Genomic DNA, 23,492 nt, shown 5'->3' with positions numbered 1-23,492 from the left:
GATCAGGAGGAAGCCGGCAGCGCGGCGATCAGGCGTTCGATGTCGTCCATCGTGTTGAACCACGAAGGACAGATGCGGAACCGGTTGCGGCTGAGCGTGATCGCCACCCCGGCCCGGTTCAGCGGCTCGGCCAGCGCCTTGTGCGCATCCGGCAGGACGCATGTGAGCAAGGGACTGCGACAGTCGCGCGGCGTGACGACCGTGTAACCCTTGGCCGGCAGCGCCTCGTGCAGGCGGCGCAGCAGGGGCTGGCGATGGGCCATGATATTGTCCACGCCCAGCTCCAGCAGCTTCGCCAGGGACCAGTCGAGCTGGGCCATCACCGCGTGCGAATGGGTGCCCATGGCGAACAGGCCTTCGGCATCGCTGCGCGGCGTCATGTCGGCGATAGTCTCGCCGGGCTGGTCGTAGGGATAGACGTGCGGGTTGAAGCCATCGAGCTGATAGTAGCCGAAGCGCTTGCGCTTGAGGCGCGGCAGCCGGTCCGGGCGGACATAGAGGAAGCCCAGCCCGAAATCGCCCATGAGCCACTTGTAGCTGGCCGTCGCCGCGAAATCGACGCCGGTGGCCCTGACGTCGATCGGCACGGTGCCCGCCGCATGGATGATGTCGGCATAGACCAGCGCGCCGCGGGCATGGGCGATCTCGCAAATGCGCTTCAGGTCATGCTCGAAGCCGTTGTAGGTGGAGACGAGCGAGAGGCTGACCAGCTTCGTATCGGGACCGATCGCCTTCTCGTAGGCATCGGGATCGATCCGGCCGTCCGTCGGCCGGATCCAGCGCACGTCCACGCCTTGCTTGCCAAGCTGGTCGTAAAGCCAGAACGAGCCGAAGAAATGCAGCGTATCGGTCACCACGCTGCCTTTGGCGGCCGGCAGGTCGAGCGCATCGACGATCGATTGCTCTCCCGCGGTCGTGCTCTGGACGAAAGCGAGGTCTTCCGGGGCTGCGTTGATGAGGCGGGCGAAGGCGGACTTGATGCGGACTTCGGTATCGTGGCTGGACCACTCGCGCATTTCGGTGCGGGTCCGGAAATAGGCGTCCACCGATGCCTTGGCCGGCAAGGGCACCGGATGCATGGTGCCGGAATCGAGGTAGACCTTGGCCATGGGCGCGAAGTCGCCCGCCCGCGAAAGCGAACCGGCCGCGGCAGGCGCGGCCGCAAGGGCCTCTCCCGCCATCGCCGGGGCCAGCGGCAGGAGCGCCGAACCGCGCAGCAAGGTGCGACGGGAAAGTGCGGTTTCGGCGGGCGAATCGGATCGTTGGATCATTTACGCATCCTAGGCAAAGGCTTGCGCATAAGAATTGCGCATTTCGGGCGTTGCTGCATCGGCAGTCAAGGACGGGTGCCGAAGGTGATCGCGCGACGTCCCCCTTCGCGCATAAACTTGCCTCCACAACTCGGCTAGGGTCGGCGGGAAGCTGATCCCCGTGAAAGGTCCCAGATGCCTGCCAAGCCCAACCGCCTGCCTCGCCCGGCACGGATCTTCACCGCCCTGATCGCCGCCGCACTGGGGACCAATACCCCCACTCTGGGGAACAGCATCCCGGCCCATGCCGAACCGGCGGGCAGCGCCTGCACCCCTGCGGAATCCGGTGCCTCGGCCCGGCTCGGCCGCATGGACTATGCCGCCTGTGCCGGGACCATGGAGATCGGCGACCGCCAGACCGGCAAGCAGGCCGACTTGTTCTACACCGCCTACTTCGCAAAGGCCGCAAGCCCCGAAACCCGGCCCATCGCCTTCGTGTGGAACGGCGGGCCCGGCGCGGATTCGCGCCTGCTGCAGTTCCATGCCCTCGGCCCGCGAACGCTCAGGGGCGCCGCGCTGGCGGACAATCCCGGCAGCCCGCTGGCCGCGGCCGACCTGGTATTTCTCGATCCCGCCGGAACGGGCTTCAGCCGGGCCGCTTCCGAACGCGCGGCCAAGAGCCTCTATTCGACCACCGGAGACCTTTCCGCCACGACGGCGTTCATCCTGAACTTTCTCAAGAGCCGGGGGCGCGAGAAGGCGCCGGTCTATCTCGTCGGCGAAAGTTTCGGCACCTGGCGCGCGGCCGGCGTGGCGGAAGCCCTGATCGACGCAGGCCAGCCGGTCGCCGGGATCGCGCTCGTTTCCGGCGGCATACCGATGGGCGAGGAACGCGACCGGGCGCTGATGCGCGCGCTGACCCTGCCCAATCGCACGGCAACGGCGCTCGCCCTCGGCAAGCTCGACCCGGCGCTGGCGGCAAAGCCGGCCAGGACCCTTGCCGCTGCCGAGCAATGGGCGCGGGAGGTCTGGTATCCCGCCCTGGCCCATCCCGATGCCCCCGGCGACCGCGCCCGCGTGGTGGCCGGCCTGGCGCGCTATACCGGACTTGCACCGGCCGCGATCGACGCGAAGACGCTCTGGGTATCGCCGCGGGACTTCCGCACCAGGCTGCTGGCATCGGAGGGCAAGACGCTGGGCATCTTCGACATGCGCCGCACCGCGCCGCCGGCCGACGACAAGGCCGGCGATGCCGCGATCCTGGCCTTCTACCGCCAGACGCTGGGCTATCGGCAGGGCCAATACGCCGGGATCGACATTCCGGAGCTGCCGGTAGGCAACGACTGGCAATACGACCAATCGCCCATCACCAAAGAATCGCTCGCCCGCGCGATGGCCGGCGAAGGCCCGCCCAGCGCATCGCAGCCCTGGGTTCAGCGCGCTCTGGAGAAGGCGCCTGCCATGCGGGTCCTGGTGGCGACCGGCCTTTACGATTCGCTTAACGGCTGCGCCGCCAACCGGCAGGCCGCCGCCGATTTTCCCGCCGCCCTGGCGGAGCGGATCACGGCGCACTGCTATCGCGGCGGCCACATGATGTACGAGGAACCCGCAGAGGCCGTGCAATTCGCCAGCGACTTGTCCGCCTTCTTCCGCAATTCACAACCCGCGGCAAAGTGAGGCTAGAAATTTCGCGATTCCTCTTCGGTGCGAAATTTCAATTCAAACAGCCTCACCCGCGCATCGCACAACGCAACCCCCTCGCTGCCCGCCTGCGCTAGTCTCTCGCTCAGGGATTAAAAACGCATAGAGCACATGAGGGGTAGTTCGATGATCCAGTCACGCATGGAGAGGGCCGGCCTGGCGGCGCTCATGGTTTCCACCGCCGTCGCCGCGCTGTTCGCCGCCCCGGCCTTCGCGCAGGACCTCGCGCCGGCTGCCGACGACAGCGCCTCCGCCGTGGACATCGTCGTCACCGGATCGCGCATTCGCCGCGACGCCTCGGACGAGACCGCCCCGCTCAATGTCGTGGACAGCCAGACGATCGCGGATCGCGGCTATATCAGCGCTTCGGAAGCGCTGAACCAGCTCACTTCGAACAGCCCCATGCTCAACCAGGCCGACGGCAGCGGCGAAGGCAGCGGTTCGGGCCAGCAGTTCCCCAACCTCTTCGGCCTGGGCGCCGGGCGCACGCTGACCCTGCTCAACGGCCGCCGCATGGTGACCAGCTCCTCGGGCCTGGGCGATGCCCAGGTGGATGCCAACATCATCCCGCTCGGCCTGCTGGACCGGGTCGAAGTGGTGCAGGGCGGCGGCGCGGCGGTCTATGGATCGGACGCCATCGCCGGCGTGGTCAACTACGTGCTGAAGGAAAGCTTCGAAGGCCTCGAACTCGATGGCCAGAACGGCATTTCCTCGCGCGGGGACTATCACACCTACAGCCTGCGCGGCACGGCGGGCAAGAACTTCGCCGACGGGCGCGGCAATGTCGCCATCGACCTGAACTATGCCCAGTCGCCTACGCTGATGTTCGCCGCGCGCCCGCTTTCGGCGCTGGGCCGCCTGACGGTGAGCAACCCGGACGATACCGGCCCCAGCGACGGCATTCCCTCGGTCAAGGAACTGCTCGACGCGCACTTCTGGGAATTCAACTCGAACGGTGTGCTGTTCAACACGCCCGCCCCCTTCACGCGCTTCCTGACCCAGTCGAACGGCACGCCGCTGCAGTTCGATTCCAGTGGCAACGTGGTGCCCTACGATCCCGGCACCAGCGTGGGCATTCCCTTCTCCAGCGGCGGACAGGGCTTCGCCTATCGCGACCTGGCGGGGCTGCGCACCGGCGTCCAGCGCTTCACCGGCAACCTGATCGCGCACTACGACCTGACCGACGCGATCACCCTGCGCACCGAACTGCTCTATGCCCATACCGAAGGCACCGAGATCCCGCAGGGCCAGAGCCGCACGATCCTGAACTTCGGCACTTACGCGGGGCCGGTGGTCTTCACGATCGACAACCCCTACCTGACCGACCAGGCCAAGGCCGCGCTTTCCGCCGCCCGCCCGGCCTTCGCGGCCGGTGCGCCGCTGTTCCTGTCCAAGTATTTCCAGGACCTGACGCCGGACAATCTCCAGCGCTACAAGACCGACACCTATCGCGCCCTGCTCGGCGTGGACGGTGAATTCTCGGCCGGAAGCCGCAACTTCTACTGGTCGGTTTCCGGCAGCTATGCCCGGGTCGACGGTTCGCAGCGCCGCTGGGAAGTGGACAACGCCAAGTACGCGAACGCCATCGACGCGGTGCTCTCGGGCGGCCAGATCGTCTGCGGCATCAACGCCGACGCCGATGCCACCAACGACGACGCGGCCTGCGCGCCGATCAACCCCTTCGGCAACGGCAATGTCTCCAAGGCCGCGCAGAAGTACGTAAGCGTGCGCGCCGGACTGGACTATCGCAACGAGCAGACCGACATTCTCGCCACGCTCGGCGGTGACGTGATCCGCCTGCCGGGCGGCACGGTGAAGTTCAGCCTGGCCTACGAGCACCGCGACGAGCAGGTTTCCTACAACCCGCTCGCCGCCAACCAGCAGGGCCTGTTCGGCGGCGGCACGCTGGAGATGGCGCAGTCGGCCGGATACAATACCGACGAACTCTCCGGCGAACTGCTGATCCCGCTGATCGACAGCGCGATGAACGTGCCGATCGTGCACATGCTGGAAGCCAGCGCGGCGGGCCGCCTGGTCGACAACTCGATCGCCGGCAAGGAGCAGGTCTGGGATCTCGGCCTGCGCTGGCAGCCGGTGGACGGCGTGACCCTGCGCGTCAGCCGCAGCCGCAACTTCCGCGCGCCCACCCTGGCGATGCTGTTCGCGCCGACGACGACCTCGCTCGGTTCGGTGGGCTACGACCCCTGCGACGCCGACCGCATCAACAGCGGCGCCAACCCTTCGGTACGCTACGCCAACTGCCTGGCCGCCTTCACCGCGAACGCGAACTACGGCGTAGAGGCCGACACCAATGCGGGCCTCAGCCCCGCCGAACGCCTCGCCCGGTTCCAGGACCCGGCCGAGAACTTCGAGCGCGCCACCATCACCACGGGCGGCAACCCGAACCTGCGCAACGAGATCTCGGATACCTTCACGTACGGTATCGTGCTCCAGCCCAAGTTCATCCCCGGCCTGACGATCAGTGCGGACCGCATCGAGATCGACCTCAAGGACGGTCTCTCGGCCTTCACCACCGAGGACTTCACGGCCGCCTGCTATGACAACACCACCCCCGATCCGGCGGTCTGCAATGCGTTCTCGCGCATTGCCTCCTCGGACGGCGTAAGCCCGGGCGGCACGATCCTGGCCGGCACCACCACGACCTTCAACGCCGGCGTCGTCAAGTATCGCGGCGAAGTCTACGCCATCGACTACACCTTCGAGCCTGGCCGGATCGGCGCCTTCCACGTCGGCGTCAACGCCACGCACAACACGCTGCTGACCACCTCGGTCACCGGCGAGAACTATATCCGCACCGACAACACGTACGAGAAGCCCACCTGGGAAGGCCGCTTCAACCTGGACTGGACCAGGGGTCCGGTGCGGGTGAGCTACCAGGCCTACTACCTCGACAAGACCCGTGCCGCCTATGACGCCACGATCGAAACCAACCCCAACCCGATGCTGGACAGCAACCTGACGCACTCGATCTCGGCGCAAGTCGAAGCGGGCGCGATCACCTTCCGCGCCGGCATCGACAACTTCACCGACGAAGCGCCTTCCTACCCGCAGATCGCCTATGGCGACATCCTCGGCCGCCGATTCTGGATCGGCGCCAAGCTGAAGATGTGACGGGTTCCGGCGGCGCCGGGGAACATTCCCTTCCCGGCGCCGCCGCCACCCGACGCACTCGGCATTACCCGGCAGATACGAGACAATGGCTTCCCGCCCAGACGACCAGACTTCGCAGTCCTACGCCCAATGGGTCAGGCGCTCGATCATCCGGAACAGCAATTCCCGCAGCCTCCTCGTCAGCCTGTTCGAAAGCTCGGTCCCCGAGCCGCGCGACCTGCTGCGCGACGTGCTGCTCGAAGGCTTCGAGGCGGGCATGACCTCGCGCTACGCCAGCACTTTCGTGAAGGGCAATCCCTACCTCGTGGCCGCGCTGGCGCGGGACTACGGCGTGCGCGAGGAACAGGTGCTGACGACCACCGGCGCCACGGGGGCGCTGTCCCTGATCTACCGCGCGCTGCTTTCGCCGGGCGACCGCGTGCTGGTGGAGAACCCCAGCTTCGAACTGTTCGGCAACCTGGCCCAGGCCAGCGGCATCGCGGTGGACACCTTCGAGCGCCCGGCACCGCGCTTCGCCATCGATCCGGGCGCGGTCGAGGCCGGCCTGCGACCGGAGACGCGGATGATCGTGATCTCCAACCTGCACAACCCTTCGGGCATGGCGGTGGACGATGCCACGATCGCCGCGCTGGGAGAGATCGCCGAGCGGCACGACCTCCTCGTCGTGGTGGATGAAGTCTATGCGCCTTACGCCGGAACGCGGATCCGCCCGGCCGCCTCGCTCGGCGCCTCGCCGCGGCTGGTCTCGGTCAACAGCCTGACGAAGATCTTCGGTCTCAGCACCTTGCGCTGCGGCTGGATCGTCGGGGACGAGAGCGTGGTCAATCCCGTGCGCGAACTGGCGCAGGAAGTGGACTTCGCGATCTCGAACCTCGCCCACGCAGTGTCCGCGCTCATCGTCGAGCATCCCGCGCGGTTTCTGGACAATACGTTCTCCGTGCTGGCCAAGGCGCGGCCGATCATCGAATCCTACCATGCCTACTGGCTGGCCGAGGGCCTGGCCGAGGGCGAACTGCCGGAAAGCGGCTGCATCGCCTTCCCCCGCCTTGTCGGGATCGGGGATACCGAGCGCTTCTCCGGCTGGCTTTCCGATCGCTGCGGCGTACTGGTGGCGCCGGGGGAATATTTCGGCGCGCCCGGACATGTCCGCCTCGGCTTCGCCATGGAGCCGTCGCGCCTCGATTACGGGCTTCAGGCCCTGACCGACGGCCTCATCACCTATCGGGAACATAACAAGCAGCTGGAAACGCCATGAAGTTCACGCCGCCGCAGCCCTTCGGTCGCAAAAAGAAGTCTCCGCTGCGCCTTTCGGTGCTGACGGGGATCGCACTGTCAGCGGCGTCTGCCGGACCCCTTCCGACGCTCGCGGCCGCGCCGCCGGCCGAACGGGTCCTCATCGATGCGCGGGTATCGCAACCCGATCCCGCGCATCCTGTCCGCGCCGAGCTGGGACTTGTCCCTGTTTCAGCCGGCGCGGACAGTTCCGCGGCCACGGCCGGCTACCTCTCCTATTCGCGCAAGGTCGCCCGTTCGGCCGAGAGGCCGGTGATCTTCGCCTTCAACGGCGGCCCCGGCGCCTCTGCCGCCTATCTGCACATGGGGCTGCTTGGCCCCGTGCTCGCCCATGTCCCGCAGGACCCGGCGAGCCGCGATGCCCGCCCCGGCCGCAGCGGCCCCGGCCCCGCAAAGCTCTACGACCTCGCCGACGTAGTGTTCATCGATCCGCCCGGAACCGGCTTTTCCAGCCGCCCGGAAGGGGCAGCCGCGGCGCCCTACAACACCGTGGAGGGCGATGCCAACGCCGCCGCCGACCTCGTGCGGCAATGGCTGCGCGGCCATGACCGCCTGGGGGCGCCGGTCTATATCCTGGGCGAGAGCTACGGCACGATCCGCGCCGTGGCCATGCTCGATGCGCTGGACCGGCAGGGCCTTGGGAAGAACGTGCGCGGGGTGGTCCTGCTGGGCCAGGCGCTCAACATGATCGAGACCTCGCAGCGGCCCGACAACGTGGTGACTTATGCGGTGTCGCTGCCGACGCTGGCCGCCATCGCCTGCTATCACGGCATGGTGAAGGCCCCCTGCACGCCCGAAAGCGTGACGGCGCAGGCCGCCCGCTTCGCCCGCGAGGAATACCTGCCCGCGCTCTACCTTGGCCGCGACCTGCCGCAGGCCGGGCGTGAACGCCTGGCCGCGCGGCTGGCCGAACTCACCGGCATTCCCGCCGGGTTCTACCTCGCCAACGACTTGCGCATCTCCAAGGAGCACTTCCGCGTCGAACTCCTGCGCGCGCAAGGCAAGGTCATGGGTCGCTACGACGCGCGCTACCTGGCCGACCGGCCCGACAACGTCACGACAATGATGCCCGGCGATCCGTCCTCGTCGATCTCCGAGGCTTTCGGCCAGGCGATGAAGGACTATCTGGCCGGCACGCTCAAGGCGCCGGGCGCCGATGCCTACAAGGTGATCGCGCGCTTCGAGGGAAGCTGGAGCTACGGCGCCGAGGATTCGCCTTTCGCGGACTGGCCGTTCATGGCCACCGTGGAGCGCCACGCCGCCAGCAACGCCTGCCTGCGCCTGTTCGTCGGCACCGGGATCTACGACACCACCACCACCATCGGCGCGGCCGACTACCTTTTCGCGCAGTCCAGCCTGCCCCGCGAGCGCTATCGCAACGCCCGCTACGTCGGCGGCCACGTCTTCTACTCCGATGACGGCAGCCGTGCGCGGTTCCAGTCCGACCTTGCCGAATTCATCGCGGCCGACGGCTGCCGGGGGGCGCGCAAGTGAGCGACGCGGAACAGGCCCTGCGCAAGGGCATCGGTCTCTGGGGCGTCGTCTCGCTCGGCCTGGGGACGGCGGTGGGCGTGTCGATCTTCTCCGCCGTATCCCCCGCCACCGGGCTGGCCGGGCCGGGCATGCTGCTCTCGGTCGTGATCGCGGCGCTGCCGATGTACCTGATCGCCGTCAGCTATGCCTATCTCGGATCGGCCGATCCGGTATCGGGCGCCAGCTTCGTATGGCCTTCCCGCTATCTTCATCCCACCCTGGGCTTCTTCATCGCCTGGATGCGCATCATCGCCAACATGGGCGCCATGGTCGTGCTGGCGCTGGTGCTGGTGCGCTATGTCTCGATGCTGGTGCCGCTGCCGGTCAAGCCGACGATGTTCGCGGTGCTGGTATTGGCGCTGCTGGCGAACCTCGTGGGCGTCCATGTCGCCGCCCGCGCGCAGACGGCGATGGTGGCCGCACTGATCGTGCTGTTCGGCCTGTTCGTGGCCTGGGGCGGCTTCACCGCGTCGGAACCGGCGCGGCTGGAACCGTTCCTGCCAAAGGGCTTCCACGGCGCGCTCGCCGCCGCGCCGCTGCTGATGGGCCTGTTCTTCGGTATCGAGGCCGCGACCGAAGCCGGCGGCGAAGTGGCGAACAGCCGCCGCAACATCCCGGCCGGCATCGCGCTCGCCATCGGCTCGGCCACGGTGCTCTACGTGGCCGTCGCCTTCGTGGCGCTCACCGTGCTCGGGCCGGAAGCCCTGGCCGGCAGCGAGGCGCCGATCCTCGACACGGCCAAACGCTTCATGGGGCCCCTGGCCGTGCCGGTGATCATGCTGGCCGCCGTCGCCGCGATCGGCACCAGCCTCAACGCGATCTTCACGATGTTCAGCCGCAGCCTCTTCGCCATGGCCGAGGCGGGCGTGCTGCCGCGGATCATCGCCCGCGTGCATCCCCGCTCGCACGTTCCGCACATGGCCCTGTTCGCCGTCTTCGGCATCGGCTGCGTGGGACTGCTGATGCCGATGGAGCTGACGTTCCTGTTCCTGGCCGTGAACATCCCGAACCTGGTGAAATACGGCAGCATCTGCCTTTCCGCCGCCCGCGTCGCCCATGGCCACCCGCAGCTTCACGAAGGCGCGGGCTTCAGGCCGGCGCGCCGGACGATGGTGGTCCTGGGCCTGGCCGGCGCGGTCTGCGCGCTCGGCCTGATCGCCGTGGGCCTCGAGGCGGACTGGCGGCCCTACGTGCTGCTGCTGGTCTGGGGCGGCATCGGCGCGATCTGGTATTTCGCCCGCCGGGAACGTTGAGGAAGGCGCGGGCAGGCGGCCTATCGGCCCCTGCCCGCGCCCTCTACCGGCTCAGAACGCGAGGTCCTCGTGGGCTTCGGCGCCCGATCCATTGGTCAGCGCCACCGGCTTCGCCTCGGCCACGGGCGCCACGATCCGGGGCGCCTCGGCAAAGGGCTTCACCCCCACCTCGCGCCAGATTTCCGAAGGGAAGTAGACCGTCCCGCCCTTCACCACCATCGCCATGCGATGGATCGCCGACAGGTCTTCCAGCGGATTGCCGTCCAGCAGCACGAAGTCGGCATACTTGCCCTTCTCGACCGAGCCGTAGGACTGGTCGCGGTGCATGTAGCGCTCGGGGCCAAGCGTGCCGATCTTCAGCACTTCGGCTGTGGGCAGCCCGGCCTCGGCATAGATCTGCAATTCGCGGTGGACCGACAGGCCGGTGCCGTCGTCGGTTCCGGGCAGGAGCGTGATGCCGCGCTTGTACATGTCCAGCAGCAGCGCCTTGATCGTCACGAAGGCGCCGTCGTAACCGGCGGCATCTTCGGGCGTCTTGATCGGGGCGATGCCCTGGCGGCGATTGCGCTGCACGCCCACCGGCAAGTGATCGAAATAGCCCGCCACCGCCGGGCTGATCCTGCCATCGCGGCTCATCATCAGCAGTTCCAGCGTCACCGCCGTGGGGTCGAGCGCGATGTGCTTCGCCTGCATCGTATCGAGCGTGGCGGCGACGCGCGGAGAGGCAAGGTCCAGCCCCGCCGTCCGGCGCATGGCCGTGAGGCGCAGCGGCGTGCGGGTGTCTTCCCTGGGATCGAGCACCCAGCCCAGCATGAGCTGGTTGATATGAGTCACTTCGTCATAGCCCGCCGCGATCATGGCATCGGCATTGGTGAAGGCCGGGATGTGCCCGGTCACGCCCATGCCCAGGCGCTTCGCCTCCCGGACCACGCCGGGCACCCATGCGGGATTGAAGCTGTTGTAGATCTTCACCTGCCAATAGCCGCGCGCGCCGTACCAGCGCACCGCGTCCAGCGCTTCCGCCTCGCTGCCCGCGATGAAGCCGTTGCGCGAGCTGTAGGGGCTGCGTCCTTCCAGGAAGCCGTTGCGCACGATGCGCGGCCCGGCCACTTCGCCCGCATCGATGCGGTGCGTCAGGTCGATCAGGAAGGCGTTCTCGTTGCCCATGTCGCGCACGCTGGTCACGCCCGAGGCGATGTAGAGCAGGGCGGACTGCAGCGAGACGTGGGCATGCATGTCGTGCAGGCCGGGAATGACCACGCGGCCCGCACCCTCCACGGTCGCCTCGCCGGGTGAGGCAGGGCTGTCCAGCGGCTCCACCGAGGCGATGCGATCCCCGAAGACCACCACCGAGACCGGATCGCCGATCTTGCCGCTCGCCGGGTCGAAGACGCGCACGTCGCGGATGCGGATCGGTGCGGTATACGTATGCGCGACCTTCTTCTGGATCGCGGCGAAGCGCTCGGCCGAACGCACGGCGGCGATCTTCGCCAGGTCCCCGGCGAACGAGGAAAGGTCCTCGCGCACCGTGGCATTCGTGGGCGAATAGGCCGCGACGAGCGCGCCCTTGTCGTCGAGCAGGATCGCGCTGGGGGTCAGGCCGATGCCCTTGACCAGGAACGCGCGATAGGCCGTGCCGCCCAGCGTGACCGGCGCTTCTTCCTCCAGCGAGAGCGTTCCCCCCGGTGCCGCTGCGAGCACATGATCGGCATCGGCCAGCAGCGCGCGGGCATAGAGGCCGAGCGAGAACGGGCTGCCCTCCTGCGCGACGTAAAGCGTGGGCACCCTGGCCGCCATCGCGCCCTTGCCGGTGGTGTCGACCCAGGACAGCCGCTTGCCTTTGGCCGTGAACTGCTCGTCCACCTTGTTGCCGAACGTCGACGTGCCTTGCAGGGTCCAGCTCGTGGGCAGCCCCTGGGCGCCCAGCACGATCGTCTCGTGCATCGTCGGGCCGCGGCCGTTGCTCTTGACGTCGTGGTCGATCGAGACGGTATCGCCCTCGATATCGGCCAGGACATGGCCGACGTTCTCGCCATTGTCGATCACCGCGAAGCGCTGGGTCTCGGCATGGAGCGCGGCGGCCGAAAGCGCCAGGGCGGAACAGGCGAGCCAGCGCAGGCCGGCGGTCGGTCTCATCGTCATCGGTTCTGGGTTCCGTGGATCTTGTGGCTGTGTGCTTCGTAGAGATGGGCGGCCGATGCCAGGTCCTGCACCGCATGGCCGAGCGACTTGTAGACGGTGATGTCCTCGGCGTTGCGGCGCCCGGCCACCTGGCCCAGCAGGACTTCGCCGATCTCTGCGACAATATGCGCGTCGTCCACCAGGCCGGCTTCTTTCGCCACCAGGAACTCGGCGGCGGCATCGCGGGCGGAGGCCTTGCTGTCGGCAATGAAGCGAGAGGCGACGACCAGCGCATTGTCCACTTCCACCGGCCCCGGTCCGCTGGAGCCGACGACGTTGACGTGCGTGCCCGGTCGCAGCCAGGCGCCCAGCAGGATCGGCTGGCGCGCACCGGTGAGCGTGCAGATGACGTCCGCCTCGCCCGCCGCCGCTTGCGCGTCCAGCGCCACTTCCACCGGCAGGCGGTCCTTCCAGGCGTCGACCACGTCCTGCGCCCTGGCCGGATCGCGTCCCCAGATCAGGATGCGCGAAAAGCGGTGGACCAACGGCAGGGCTTCGAGGTGCGAATGGACCTGCCCGCCCGTGCCCATCAGCAACAGCACTTCGGCATCGTCCCGCGCCAGCGCCGCCGTGGCGACGGCGGTGGCGGCGGCCGTGCGGATATGCGTGATCTCCTCGGCATCGGCCACGCAGACGGGGCGGCCTTCCACGGGTTCGAACAACGTCACCACCCCGCGATGGCGGCGCACGCCGGGATTGCCGGGCTCCGCGAAGACGCTGATGAGCTTGGCGCCGAACATCCCCTGTTCGGACAGCGCTCCCGGCATCAGCCCGAAAGTCCGCCCTTCTCCCATGTGGATCATGGTGCGCAGCAACTGGCGGGTTTCTCCCAACGACAGCGCCTTCATCGCCTCTCGAACAACCGCGATGCAAGAGGGATAGTCGAGCAGCGCGCGCACGTCCTCCGCATCGAAGATCGCCAGTTCGCCTCGTTTCATAGAATGACCCGTCCCTGTTGCCGATTATCGGTTTGCGTCGAGCATCAGTGATAGCGCCGTGCCTGGAAATATCTCCGCCTTTATTGCGCTCGATCGGTTTTGCGTGGCATGTTCAAACCAACAAACCATAACAGGGAGCATAATCTTGCCCGCCGAACTTGACCGGCTCGACATGAAGATCCTCGATCGCCTCCAGATCGACGCCTCGGAATCCTCCAGCGAAATCGCCGACCGCGTGGGGCTGTCGCAATCGCCCTGCTGGCGCCGGATGCAGCGGCTGAAGGAGGAGGGCTACGTGCGCCATACCGTGGCCGTTCTCGACCGCGAGAAGTTCGGCGAGAGCATGTTCATCTTCGCCCAGCTCAAGATGTCCCGCCTGTCCGACGAGGACCGCGACCGCTTCGTCCACGCGGTGGAGGCCACGCCGGAAATCCTGGAAGCCTATACGCTGTTCGGGGAGATGGACGTGATGCTCAAGGTCCTCGCGCCGAACATCGCCTGGTACCAGAACTTCACGTTCCGCACGCTGCTGCGCCTGCCCGGCGTGGAGGACGTGCGTTCCACCGCCACCCTGTCCGAACTGAAGTGCACGCACCGGCTGCCGCTGCCCTCGCTGCCGGGCTGACCGCAAGGCGGAGCCCGCCGCCGATCGCAGCGACGAGCATATTTCATGCGCGCCGGCGGGCCGGCGCCATGCTCTTTGCACATTATCCTTCGGAACGGACTGTTAGCCTCGTGCCATGACCTCGCATCGCATCGCCTTCATCGCCGCGCTTCCCGCCGTCCTCATCGCATCCGCGCCTTTCGCGGCGGCGCGGGCAGACGATGCGCCCGATCTCTCGATTACCCTCGCGCCCGTCGCCGATCCCCGGGGCGCGCTTACCCGCATGGATGTCGCGATCCGTTTCGAGGCCCCGCCGCAAGGCGATGCCCTGGCCGCGATCGCCCTCACCGCGAACACCGTCGAGACGTCTGCCGGCCATATGGAAGCGCTGGCCTTTTCCGATGCGAAGGGCGCCCTGCCCGTGGAAGCGCAGGACGCGGCCAGGGACGGCGACAACCGGGACCGGACGTGGAAACCGCTGCGCCCGGTCGAGGGTGCGGTCACCGTCTCCTACCGGCTGGCGATCGATCCGGCGCAGCCGGAACAGGCCAAGCCGCAGTACGAACTGCGCGCCAGCGACGGCGGCCTGTCCGGCGCGGGCAACGCCTTCCTCGTCCTCCCTGCCGACACCCTGCCGCGCGACCTCGTCGTGCACTGGGACCTCGCGCGCGCCGGCAAGGACGCGCGCGGCGTTTCCAGCATCGGCGTGGGCGACAGCCGCAGCGGCCGTCCCCTGCGCTCGGACCAGATCGCCGGCGGCTACTACATGGCCGGGCAGGTCGGCACATATGCCAAGGGCACGTTCTTCGGCACCTGGCAGGGCCGTTTCGGGTTCAACGGACCGGACCTGATGGACTGGGCCGCCCGGCTCCAGGCCTTCTACGGCACGTTCTTCGACCAGCGCCCCGCCAGCTTCGGCGTCTTCGCGCGGACCAACCACGTCAATCCCGGCAGCGGCATCGGCCTGACCGACAGCTTCGCCTTCACGTTCAGCGAAAAGACCCCGATCGCCGATCTCGAAGGCCTGCTGGCGCACGAGATGGTCCACGCCTGGATCAATTCGCTCAGCGATTCCATGGATGCGCCCGGCGGGCTGGGGCTTTCCTGGTTCGGCGAAGGGCTGGCCGTCCACTACCAGCGCATCCTGCCCTTCCGCGCCGGGCTGATCTCTTCGCAAGCCTTCCTCGACGATCTCAACTCCACGGCGGGCCGCTATTACACCAATGCCCTGATCGCCACGCCGAACGCGCAGATCGCCGAAGGCTTCTGGAAGGACACGCGCATCCGCGTGCTGCCTTACGATCGCGGCTCGCTCTATTTCGCCTCGGTGGACGCGCAGATACGCGCCGCCTCGCAGGGCAAGCGCTCGCTGGACGATCTCGTCCGCCACATGCTGGCGGAGCGGCGCGCAGGCCGGCCGATGGACCTGGCGCTCTGGAAGAGACTGCTCGGCCAGGAACTCGGCGCGCGGGGGCTGGCCGATTTCGACGCCATGCTGGCAGGCGGCACGGTTTTGCCGCCTTCCGATGCCTTCGGTCCCTGCTTCGAACGCGTGACGCGCCCGATGAAACGCTTCGATCTCGGCTTCGATCCGATGATCCTCGTCAACAAGGACCGGATCGTGGCGGGGCTCAAGCCGGGTTCCAACGCCGAAGCGGCGGGATTGCGCAATGGCGACCGCATTCTCAACCGCTTCCCGCAGGACGCTCTCCAGGGCGACCAGAAAGCCGAAGTCACGCTGGAGGTCGAGCGCGGCGGGCAGCATCTGCGCATCGCCTACCTGCCGCGCGGCGAAACGGTGCCCGGCACCTACCAGTGGCAGGCCCGGGCAGGCACCGACTGCGCCGCCCGGTAGCCCCGGCGGCGCTCACCCGGCGAGCAGTTCCTTGAGCGGCACACCCGCATCGGCAAGGCGGTCCACATTCGGCAAGGCGCCCGCTTCCACCAGCTTGCGGCCCTGGACGTAGTCCTTGACCGCGTTCACGCAGTCGAGTGCCAGGACCTTGCCTTCCTTGAGGTAGATCACCGAGAAGCTGCGGTCCTCGGGATTGCCGCGGATCACGGTCTGGTCGAAGCCCAGGCTGATGCCCGCCGTCTGCAGCCGCAAGTCGTACTGGTTGGACCAGAACCACGGAAACGCCTTGTAGGGCTTGGCATCGCCGCAGATCGCCTTGGCCACGCACGTCGCCATGTCGTTGGCGTTCTGCACCGATTCCACGCGCATCACCGTGCCGCCCGCAAAGTCGCAGGCGAAAGCCGCGCAGTCGCCGATGGCATAGATGTCCGGCAGCGAAGTGCGGCAATATTCGTCCACGTCCACGCCGTTGGCTCCGGCCGCGCCGGCCAGGATCAGCGGCCCGACCGCCGGGACGATGCCGATGCCCACGATCACCGCCTCGGCGCCCAGGACTTCGCCGCCGGCAAGCTGCACGCCGGTGACCTTGTGGCCATCGCCCACCAGGCAATCGACCGCGACGCCCGTGCGCAGGTCGACGCCGTGCGTCCGGTGCTCGCCTTGGTAGAATTCCGAGAGCGGCTCCCCTGCCACGCGCGCCAGCACGCGCGGCAGCGCTTCCAGCAGCGTGACCTTGATGCCCATCTTCGAGAGCACTGCCGCCGCTTCGAGGCCGATGTAACCGCCGCCGATCACGACCACGTTCTTCGTGCCCGCATCGATTTCGGCCATCAGCGTGTCGCAATCCTCGCGGGTGCGCACGGCATGGACCCCTGCCAGATCCGCGCCCGAGCACGACAGCCGGCGCGGATCGCCGCCCGTCGCCCAGACCAGCTTGCCGTAGCCGTAAGTCTCACCGTCCGAGAGCGCGAGTTCCTGCGCCGCCGGATCGACTTTGGTCACTTCGGTGCCGAGCTTGAAGGTGATCTCCTTCTCGGCCCAGAACGTCGGCGGGCGGATGTAGAGACGGTCGAAGGTCTTCTCGCGCGCGAAGTATTCCTTGGAGAGCGGCGGCCGCTCGTAAGGATGCTCCGGCTCGCGGCCGATGACGGTGATGGTCCCCTCGAAACCGTTCTGGCGAAGGGCGATCGCGCATTGCGCACCGCCGTGCCCGGCTCCCACGATAACGACGTCTGCACGCTCCGCCATGGTCACACGCGCTCCAGCAGCACGGCCAGGCCCTGCCCGACGCCGATGCACATGAAGGCCAGCGCAAAGCGGCCGCCGGTGCGATGCAGTTCCTCCACCGCCGAAAGCGCGATACGCGCGCCGGACATGCCCAGGGGATGGCCCAGCGCGATGGCGCCGCCGTTGGGATTGACGCGCGGGTCGCCGGGATCGATGCCGAGATCGCGCAAGGTGGCGATGGCCTGGCTGGCGAAAGCCTCGTTCAGCTCGATCACGTCAAGGTCGTCCACGCCCAGCGCATGACGCGCCAGCACCTTGCGCGCCGCCTCGATCGGGCCTGCACCCATGATGCGCGGGGCGATGCCCGCGGCCGCCATGCCGACCACGCGGGCGCGCGGGGCGAGGCCGTGGCGTTTCGCCGCCTCCGCGCTGGCCACCAGCATGGCCGCCGCGCCGTCGTTGAGGCCCGAGGCATTGCCCGCCGTCACGGTGCCGTCCGCCTTCACTACCGGCTTCAGCTTCGCCAGCGCTTCGAGGCTGGTGGCGCGGAGGTGCTCGTCCTGCGCGAAGATCACCGGATCGCCCTTGCGCTGCGGGACCGATACCGGAACGATCTCGGCGGCGAAGCGGCCATCGGCCTGCGCGCGCGCGGCCTTTTCCTGGCTGGCGAGGGCGAAACGGTCCTGCTCCTCGCGGCTCACCTGCCACTGCTCGGCCACGTTCTCGCCGGTCTGCGGCATCGTGTCGACGCCGTAAGCTGCCTTCATCGCCGGATTGACGAAGCGCCAGCCCAGCGTGGTGTCCTCGATCTTCTGGTCGCGGCCGAAAGCGCTGCCGGCCTTGCCCATGACATAGGGCGCCCGGGTCATGCTCTCGGCGCCCCCGGCAATGAGAAAGTCCGCATCGCCGCCGCGGATCGCCTGCGCCGCCATGCCCAGCGCATTGAGGCCCGAGGCGCACAGCCGGTTGACGGTCACGCCGGGCACGCCTTCGGGCATCCCGGCCAGCAGCACGGCCATGCGCGCCAGGTTGCGGTTGTCCTCGCCCGCCTGGTTGGCGCAGCCGAGGATCACATCGTCGATCGCGCCCCAGTCGGCATCCGGGTTGCGCGCCATCAGCGCCTTGAGCGGCAGCGCGGCAAGGTCGTCAGCGCGCAAGGCGGCAAGCGAGCCGTTCAGCTTGCCGATGGGGGTGCGCACGGCGTCGCAGATGAAGGCTTCGGCCATGATCTTCAGCTTTCCAGGAACGAGGCGAGTGCCCCTGCCAGCGCCCCGGGCGCTTCCAGGGGGGCAAGATGAGCAGCTTCGAGCGAGACATGCGCCGCGCCGGGAATGCTCTGGACGAGGTGCTCGCCGTGCCCGGCGAACGGCGTGGAGCTATCGCGCGTGCCGGTGACGACCAGCGTGGGCGCGGCAATGGCGGGGATGCGCGGGCCCAGGTCCATGTCGCGGATCGCCGCGCCGCAACCGGCGTAGCCTTGCGGGTCCATGCCGAGGAGCTGGCGGCGCACGCTTTCAAACAGTGCGGGCGCGGCGGCGTCCGAGAGGAAGCGGCCCATGGCGAGGTCGGCGATGGCGGCCATGCCTTCGGTGCGCACGGTGCCGATGCGGTCGTTCCACGAGGCGCTGTCCATTGTGGCGGAAGTGCAGACGAGCACCAGCTTTTCCATCCGCTGCGGCGCGCGCAGGGCCAGTTCCATGCCGATCATGCCGCCCAGCGACACGCCCGCCGGCGAAAAGCGCGCGATCCCGGCGGCGTCGGCCACCGCCAGCACGTCTTCGGCCAGTCGTGCCATCGAGAAGTCACCCGGCTCGGCCACCGAAGCGCCGTGACCGCGGGTGTCGATGCGCAGCAGCGCGAAACGGTCCTGCAAGTGCGGCAGGACCGCGTCCCACAAGTCCATGTCCGTGCCGATGGAATTGAGCAGCACCAGTGCCGGTGCGTGGTCGCGGCCGTCGCGCTTCCAGTAGAGGCTGGCGCCGGGAACGTGAGTGAAGGCCATGGGTCAATCCTCCGGGGCGATGGCGACACGCAGCCCGTCGAGCGCGGCGGTCATGGCGATCTGGCACGACAGGCGCGACCGGGCGCCGCGATGGTCGGAGGAATCGAGCAGGTCGTTCTCGTCCTCGGACATGGCTCCGGTCGCGGCGGTCCAGTCCTCGTCGACGAAGACGTGGCAGGTGGCGCAGGAGCAGCAGCCCCCGCAGAGCGCCAGCAGTTCATCGAAGCCGTTGTCGCGGATCGCTTCCATCACGGAGCGGCCCTCTTCGGCATGGATGGCGGTTTCGTCTCCCGAACGGTCGACGACGATCAGTCTAGGCACGGAACAGTCCTGTCTTACGCCGCTTCCGGCAGGGCCAGCGGCGCACCGGTCTTCTCGGCGACTTCCGCTTCGGTGACGCCGGGGGCGAGTTCGACCAGCGTCAGCCCGCCGCGAATGCGGTCCACGGCGATCACGGCAAGGTCGGTGACGATCAGGTCCACGCAGGCTTTGCCGGTCAGCGGCAGGCTGCATTGGGGCAGGATCTTGGGCGCGCCGTTCTTCGAGACATGGTCCATGACCACGACCACGCGCTTCACGCCCGCGACGAGGTCCATCGCCCCGCCCATGCCCTTCACCATCTTGCCCGGGATCGTCCAGTTGGCGAGGTCGCCGCGTGCCGAGACTTCCATCGCGCCCAGCACGGCCATGTCGATATGGCCGCCGCGGATCATCGCGAAGCTGTCCGCGCTGGAGAAGAAGCTGGACGTCGGCAGCGCGGTGATCGTCTGCTTGCCGGCATTGATGAGGTCGGGATCGACTTCGTCGTCATAGGGGAACGGGCCGATGCCTAGCATGCCGTTCTCGCTCTGGAGCGTGACCTTGATGCCCTCCGGCACATGGTTCGCCACCAGCGTCGGGATGCCGATGCCCAGGTTCACATAGTACCCATCGCGCAGTTCCTTCGCAGCGCGGGCGGCCATTTCATCGCGGGTCCAAGGCATCAGACCGTCTCCCTTTCACGCACGGTGCGCTTCTCGATGCGCTTCTCGTTGATGGTCGAAAGCACCACGCGGTCGACGTAGATGCCGGGGGTGTGGATGCAGTCCGGATCGAAGGTCCCTGCGGGGACGATCTCCTCCACCTCGGCCACGGTGACCTTGCCCGCCGTCGCCATGTTCGGGTTGAAGTTGCGCGCGGTCTTGCGGAACTGGAGGTTGCCCTCCTCGTCCGCGCGCCAGGCCTTGATGATCGACAGGTCCGCGCGCAGCCAGGTTTCGCGCACGTATTCCTCGTCCTCGAACACCTCGACCGGCTTGCCTTCGGCGACCACGGTGCCGACCCCGGTCTTCGTGTAGAACGCCGGGATGCCCGCGCCGCCCGCGCGAATGCGCTCGGCCAGGGTGCCCTGCGGGTTGAGTTCCAGCTCCAGCTCGCCCGAGAGGTACTGGCTTTCGAACAGCTTGTTCTCGCCCACGTAGGAGGAGATCATCTTCCGGATCTGCCGGCTCTCCAGAAGCATCCACAGACCGAAGCCGTCGGCGCCCGCGTTGTTGGAAATGACCGTCAGGTCCTTCACGCCCGCCGCGCGCACTTCGGGGATCAAGCTCTCGGGATTGCCCGAAAGCCCGAACCCGCCGGACATGATGGTCATGCCGTCGAACAGCAGGCCATCGAGAGCGCTGCGGGGGCTATCGTAGATTTTCGACATCGCGTGTCTCCTTAACCGAGGTCGCCGCCCGCGACGGGCAACACGGTGCCGGTCACGTAGCTGGCCTCGTCCGAGGCGAGGAACAGGATCGGGGCGATCTGCTCCTCAAGGGTTCCGTAGCGTTTCAGGAAGGCGGAATCGGTCACTTGCGCGACCGCCTCGGCCATCCACGCCTGCTCCTGCGCGCTGTCGCCTTCGGCATTCCGGGCGACACGGCGCGGGGGAGCGCTGGTGCCGCCCGGTGCCGTCGCGACGACACGGATGCCGCTTTCCGCATATTCCATAGCCAGGCTCTGGGTGAGGCCGTTGATCCCGCCCTTCGCCGCCGAATAGGGCACCCGGCGAATGCCGCGCGTGGCGTTGGAGGACAGGTTCACGATGGTTCCCGCGCCCTGCTCCAGCATGGTCGGCAGAACGGCATGGCAACAGTAGAGCGTCGGCATCAGCGAGCGGCGGATTTCCGCATCGATCTGCGCGGGCTCGAACTCGGCGTAGGGCCGCATGCGGATCGCGCCGCCGACATTGTTGATGAGAATGTCGATACGGCCGAAGGCTTGGACCGCCTTGGCCATCGCCGCCGCCGCGCCTTCGTAGGTCTCAAGGTCGCAGCAGATGGAGACGGCTTTTCCGCCCGCCGCCACGATGGCGTATTCCACCTCGGTCACGAATTCGGCGCGGTCGACCAGAACCACGCTCGCGCCCTCGGCAGCGGCGCGGGTTGCGACACCGGCCCCGATGCCCTGCGCCGCGCCGGTCACGACCATGACTTTGCCTGCAAAGCGTCCTGCGAAGATCATGACACCGCACCCTTCGTCATTGCGAGCGGAGCGAAGCAATCCAGGGGCGGTTTTGCGCCGCTCTGGATTGCCGCGTCGGCTTCGCCTCCTCGCAATGACGAGGGTTGGGAGGAGGACGATCGCGAAGAGAGTGAGTGAACCGACATGCCCACCTCCTCAGACGTGGTAGATGTCGATGACCTGATGAATGTAGTCGTCCTTCAGGACGATCTTCTTCTTCAGGATCAACGGCGTCTCATCGGCAGTATCCAGCGTCAGGAACGTGGTTCCGAAGAACTGCTGCGTCTGCTGGTAGCGGTGGCTGAGCGTGTGCCAGTTGTAGCGCAAGTCCACCTGCCCATCGCGGCTCTCCAGCACTTCGACATTGCCGATGAAGTGCGCCGAACGCGGCTCGGGCGTGGACGCGGAGGAGCGCTCGGTGTTGAGGCGGTAGACGCGGTCTTCCAGCCCCTGCCGGTTGGCGTAGTAGATCAGCGAGATTTCGGTCTGCGGGTCAGAGCACAGTTCATCGTCGTCGGTCCACGCCGGCATCCAGTATTCCACGTCGGGCGAATAGCATTCCAGCCATTCATCGAACCGGCGATCGTCCAGCAGGCGCGCCTCGCGGTAGAGGAAGGCGCAGATCTCGCGGTAGGAGAGGGTTTCACGGGTCATGTCGAGCGTGCTCATTCCGCCGCCTCCATCATCGACGGCTGATTGGCCGCGTCCTTGGCCAGACCGTCGAGCATGATCTGCGCCCAGAACTCGTGCTGGCGCACGAACAGCCCCTCGTCCTCGCTGCGCTCGCTGGAGAGCAGCGGGTTCATGCCCATGGCCTTGGCATTTGCATCCGCGCCGTGGATCCAGCGGGTGGCGCCGCGGCTGAGGTCGTTCCACAGCTCGCCCGCGCCTTCGTAGGCCTTCTGGCAGGAGCGGAACTCCTCCAGATCGTCGGGCGTGCCCATGCCGGTGACGTTGAAGAAATCCTCGTACTGGCGGATGCGGTGGGCGCGGTCCTCGGCGCTCTCGCCCTTGGGGGCGTAGCAGTAGATCGTCACTTCGGTGGTGTGCACGTCGATCGGGCGGACGACGCGGATCTGGGTCGAGAACTGGTCCATCAGGAACACGTTCGGATAGAGCGCCAGATTGCGCGTCTGCTCGATGATGAACCTGGCCCGATCCTCGCCCAGCCGGGCGTCGAGTTCCGGCTTGTGGTTCCAGATCGGCCGCACTTCGGGATTGATCACCTGCGTCCAGAGCAGGATGTGCCCATGCTCGAAGCCATAGACGCCGCTGGCGGGCGCCTTGGACCAGCCGTTGGCGTCCACTGCCTTGGTGCCGCCCTCGGCCCGGCGACCCATGGTGGACTGGTAGTTTTCGTGAACGGAGCTGACGTGATAGCCGTCGCAGCCGTTCTCCATCTGCATCTTCCAGTTGCCGTCGAAAGTGTAGGTGGAATTGCCGGTCAGCACTTCCAGCCCCTCGGGCGCCTGATCGACCATCTGGTCGATGATGACTTTCGCTTCACCCAGATGGTCTTCCAGCGGCAGGACGTCATGGTTCAGCGATCCGAACACGAAGCCGCGATAGCTTTCTACGCGCACCTTCGTCAGGTCGTGCGACCCTTCGTGGTCGAAGCTGTCCGGATAGGCGCCGGTGCTGGCATCCTTGGCGCGCAGCAGCTTGCCGTCGGTCTTGAAGCTCCAGCCGTGGAACGGGCAGACGAACAGCGGCTGGTTGCCCCGCTTGCGGCGGCACAGCTTGGCGCCGCGATGCGCGCAGGCATTGACCACGCCGTTGATCGCGCCGTCCTTGGCCCGGGTCAGGATCACGGGCGTGCGCCCGATGAAGGTCGTGAAGTAATCGTTCTTGTTCGGAAGCTGGCTTTCGTGGGCGAGGTACACCCAGTTGCTTTCGAAGATGTACTTCATTTCCAGCTCGAACAGCGCCGGATCGGTGAAGACGTCCCGGCGGCAGCGGAACTCGCCGGTTTCGACATCATCGACCACGGCGGTCGAGACCCGGTGCATGAGGCGTTCGTACATGATCCTGTCTCC

The 23,492-nt window shown here is 67.5% G+C and carries 19 protein-coding genes; 7 read left to right on the top strand and 12 right to left on the bottom strand.

Annotated elements, in window-relative coordinates:
- Positions 1–2: 2 nt before the first annotated feature.
- Positions 3–1,271 carry an aminotransferase class V-fold PLP-dependent enzyme gene (locus ACZ1J6_RS01145; protein WP_134095937.1) on the bottom strand — a complete coding sequence of 423 codons (1,269 nt, stop codon included), beginning with the start codon at positions 1,269–1,271 and terminating at the stop codon, positions 3–5.
- A 174-nt stretch (positions 1,272–1,445) separates the two neighbouring features.
- Here ACZ1J6_RS01145 and ACZ1J6_RS01140 point away from each other — a divergent pair, with 174 nt between their 5' ends.
- The 5 genes from ACZ1J6_RS01140 to ACZ1J6_RS01120 all read left to right on the top strand — a co-directional run bounded on the left by ACZ1J6_RS01140 (position 1,446) and on the right by ACZ1J6_RS01120 (position 10,162).
- Entirely contained in the window at positions 1,446–2,927 is a 1,482-nt protein-coding gene (locus tag ACZ1J6_RS01140; protein ID WP_134095936.1) for a S10 family serine carboxypeptidase-like protein, read from the top strand.
- A gap of 150 nt (positions 2,928–3,077) precedes the next feature.
- Positions 3,078–6,083: a TonB-dependent receptor domain-containing protein gene (locus ACZ1J6_RS01135; RefSeq protein WP_465127377.1), complete on the top strand. Its 3,006-nt coding sequence runs from the start codon at positions 3,078–3,080 to the stop codon at positions 6,081–6,083.
- An 85-nt stretch (positions 6,084–6,168) separates the two neighbouring features.
- Positions 6,169–7,338, top strand: a complete 1,170-nt coding sequence (locus ACZ1J6_RS01130) for a pyridoxal phosphate-dependent aminotransferase (protein WP_132268891.1) — start codon at positions 6,169–6,171, stop codon at positions 7,336–7,338.
- A complete protein-coding gene (locus ACZ1J6_RS01125) occupies positions 7,335–8,870 on the top strand; it encodes a S10 family serine carboxypeptidase-like protein (RefSeq protein ID WP_134095934.1) in 1,536 nt (511 codons plus the stop codon). Before ACZ1J6_RS01130 ends, ACZ1J6_RS01125 begins: the two co-directional genes overlap by 4 nt.
- Entirely contained in the window at positions 8,867–10,162 is a 1,296-nt protein-coding gene (locus ACZ1J6_RS01120) for an APC family permease (RefSeq protein ID WP_134095933.1), read from the top strand. The genes ACZ1J6_RS01125 and ACZ1J6_RS01120 overlap by 4 nt, the downstream gene beginning before the upstream one ends.
- 51 nt (positions 10,163–10,213) lie before the next feature.
- Here ACZ1J6_RS01120 and ACZ1J6_RS01115 read toward each other — a convergent pair whose 3' ends face one another.
- On the bottom strand, positions 10,214–12,298 hold the full coding sequence (locus ACZ1J6_RS01115) for an amidohydrolase family protein (RefSeq protein ID WP_134095989.1): 2,085 nt from the start codon (positions 12,296–12,298) through the stop codon (positions 10,214–10,216).
- Positions 12,299–12,300: 2 nt separating this feature from the next.
- Positions 12,301–13,281 (bottom strand): ornithine cyclodeaminase family protein, encoded by a 981-nt coding sequence (locus tag ACZ1J6_RS01110; protein ID WP_134095932.1) that lies wholly within the window; start codon positions 13,279–13,281, stop codon positions 12,301–12,303.
- A 145-nt stretch (positions 13,282–13,426) separates the two neighbouring features.
- On the opposite strand from ACZ1J6_RS01110, the gene ACZ1J6_RS01105 reads away from it, so the two are divergent.
- Both ACZ1J6_RS01105 and ACZ1J6_RS01100 read left to right on the top strand, forming a co-directional pair.
- A complete protein-coding gene (locus ACZ1J6_RS01105) occupies positions 13,427–13,906 on the top strand; it encodes an Lrp/AsnC family transcriptional regulator (protein ID WP_243654400.1) in 480 nt (159 codons plus the stop codon).
- Between the two features lie 115 nt (positions 13,907–14,021).
- Entirely contained in the window at positions 14,022–15,740 is a 1,719-nt protein-coding gene (locus tag ACZ1J6_RS01100; protein ID WP_134095931.1) for a M61 family metallopeptidase, read from the top strand.
- A 12-nt stretch (positions 15,741–15,752) separates the two neighbouring features.
- On the opposite strand, the gene ACZ1J6_RS01095 is transcribed toward ACZ1J6_RS01100, so the two are convergent.
- From ACZ1J6_RS01095 to ACZ1J6_RS01055, 9 genes are all read right to left on the bottom strand, one after another.
- Positions 15,753–16,988: an NAD(P)/FAD-dependent oxidoreductase gene (locus tag ACZ1J6_RS01095; RefSeq protein WP_465127376.1), complete on the bottom strand. Its 1,236-nt coding sequence runs from the start codon at positions 16,986–16,988 to the stop codon at positions 15,753–15,755.
- Between the two features lie 2 nt (positions 16,989–16,990).
- Complete coding sequence (gene pcaF / locus ACZ1J6_RS01090; protein WP_134095929.1) at positions 16,991–18,193, bottom strand: 3-oxoadipyl-CoA thiolase; 1,203 nt, start codon at positions 18,191–18,193, stop codon at positions 16,991–16,993.
- A gap of 5 nt (positions 18,194–18,198) precedes the next feature.
- Positions 18,199–18,969: a 3-oxoadipate enol-lactonase gene (gene pcaD, locus ACZ1J6_RS01085; protein WP_134095928.1), complete on the bottom strand. Its 771-nt coding sequence runs from the start codon at positions 18,967–18,969 to the stop codon at positions 18,199–18,201.
- 3 nt (positions 18,970–18,972) lie between these two features.
- Positions 18,973–19,290 (bottom strand): 2Fe-2S iron-sulfur cluster-binding protein, encoded by a 318-nt coding sequence (locus ACZ1J6_RS01080; protein ID WP_132268905.1) that lies wholly within the window; start codon positions 19,288–19,290, stop codon positions 18,973–18,975.
- A 14-nt stretch (positions 19,291–19,304) separates the two neighbouring features.
- Positions 19,305–19,952, bottom strand: coding sequence for a 3-oxoacid CoA-transferase subunit B (locus ACZ1J6_RS01075; protein ID WP_134095927.1), 648 nt, complete (start codon positions 19,950–19,952; stop codon positions 19,305–19,307).
- The gene (locus ACZ1J6_RS01070; RefSeq protein WP_134095926.1) at positions 19,952–20,659 is read right to left on the bottom strand and encodes a CoA transferase subunit A; all 708 of its coding nucleotides are present in this window, start codon (positions 20,657–20,659) and stop codon (positions 19,952–19,954) included. The genes ACZ1J6_RS01075 and ACZ1J6_RS01070 overlap by 1 nt, the downstream gene beginning before the upstream one ends.
- 11 nt (positions 20,660–20,670) lie before the next feature.
- Positions 20,671–21,456, bottom strand: a complete 786-nt coding sequence (gene benD, locus ACZ1J6_RS01065) for a benzoate diol dehydrogenase BenD (RefSeq protein WP_134095925.1) — start codon at positions 21,454–21,456, stop codon at positions 20,671–20,673.
- A gap of 156 nt (positions 21,457–21,612) precedes the next feature.
- The gene (gene benB, locus ACZ1J6_RS01060; RefSeq protein ID WP_134095924.1) at positions 21,613–22,125 is read right to left on the bottom strand and encodes a benzoate 1,2-dioxygenase small subunit; all 513 of its coding nucleotides are present in this window, start codon (positions 22,123–22,125) and stop codon (positions 21,613–21,615) included.
- Positions 22,122–23,480 (bottom strand): SRPBCC family protein, encoded by a 1,359-nt coding sequence (locus tag ACZ1J6_RS01055; protein ID WP_134095923.1) that lies wholly within the window; start codon positions 23,478–23,480, stop codon positions 22,122–22,124. The genes benB and ACZ1J6_RS01055 overlap by 4 nt, the downstream gene beginning before the upstream one ends.
- Between the last annotated feature and the right edge of the window lie 12 nt (positions 23,481–23,492).

It is taken from the genome of Novosphingobium sp. BL-S-21, from assembly GCF_055521655.1.
The sequence above is the reverse complement of the archived record's forward strand: the minus strand, read 5'-3'. Positions and strand labels throughout refer to the sequence as shown.

Bases quoted from the DNA above. Each gene is read 5' to 3' on its own strand.
- ACZ1J6_RS01125 (WP_134095934.1), top strand. From the start codon at position 7,335: ATGAAGTTCACGCCGCCGCAGCCCTTCGGTCGCAAAAAGAAGTCTCCG.
- ACZ1J6_RS01145 (WP_134095937.1), bottom strand. From the start codon at position 1,271: ATGATCCAACGATCCGATTCGCCCGCCGAAACCGCACTTTCCCGTCGC.
- pcaD (WP_134095928.1), bottom strand. From the start codon at position 18,969: ATGGCCTTCACTCACGTTCCCGGCGCCAGCCTCTACTGGAAGCGCGAC.
- ACZ1J6_RS01075 (WP_134095927.1), bottom strand. From the start codon at position 19,952: ATGCCTTGGACCCGCGATGAAATGGCCGCCCGCGCTGCGAAGGAACTG.
- ACZ1J6_RS01070 (WP_134095926.1), bottom strand. From the start codon at position 20,659: ATGTCGAAAATCTACGATAGCCCCCGCAGCGCTCTCGATGGCCTGCTG.
- ACZ1J6_RS01130 (WP_132268891.1), top strand. From the start codon at position 6,169: ATGGCTTCCCGCCCAGACGACCAGACTTCGCAGTCCTACGCCCAATGG.
- ACZ1J6_RS01100 (WP_134095931.1), top strand. From the start codon at position 14,022: ATGACCTCGCATCGCATCGCCTTCATCGCCGCGCTTCCCGCCGTCCTC.
- ACZ1J6_RS01140 (WP_134095936.1), top strand. From the start codon at position 1,446: ATGCCTGCCAAGCCCAACCGCCTGCCTCGCCCGGCACGGATCTTCACC.
- ACZ1J6_RS01110 (WP_134095932.1), bottom strand. From the start codon at position 13,281: ATGAAACGAGGCGAACTGGCGATCTTCGATGCGGAGGACGTGCGCGCG.
- ACZ1J6_RS01055 (WP_134095923.1), bottom strand. From the start codon at position 23,480: ATGTACGAACGCCTCATGCACCGGGTCTCGACCGCCGTGGTCGATGAT.
- ACZ1J6_RS01095 (WP_465127376.1), bottom strand. From the start codon at position 16,988: ATGGCGGAGCGTGCAGACGTCGTTATCGTGGGAGCCGGGCACGGCGGT.
- benD (WP_134095925.1), bottom strand. From the start codon at position 21,456: ATGATCTTCGCAGGACGCTTTGCAGGCAAAGTCATGGTCGTGACCGGC.
- benB (WP_134095924.1), bottom strand. From the start codon at position 22,125: ATGAGCACGCTCGACATGACCCGTGAAACCCTCTCCTACCGCGAGATC.
- ACZ1J6_RS01115 (WP_134095989.1), bottom strand. From the start codon at position 12,298: ATGAGACCGACCGCCGGCCTGCGCTGGCTCGCCTGTTCCGCCCTGGCG.
- ACZ1J6_RS01135 (WP_465127377.1), top strand. From the start codon at position 3,078: ATGATCCAGTCACGCATGGAGAGGGCCGGCCTGGCGGCGCTCATGGTT.
- pcaF (WP_134095929.1), bottom strand. From the start codon at position 18,193: ATGGCCGAAGCCTTCATCTGCGACGCCGTGCGCACCCCCATCGGCAAG.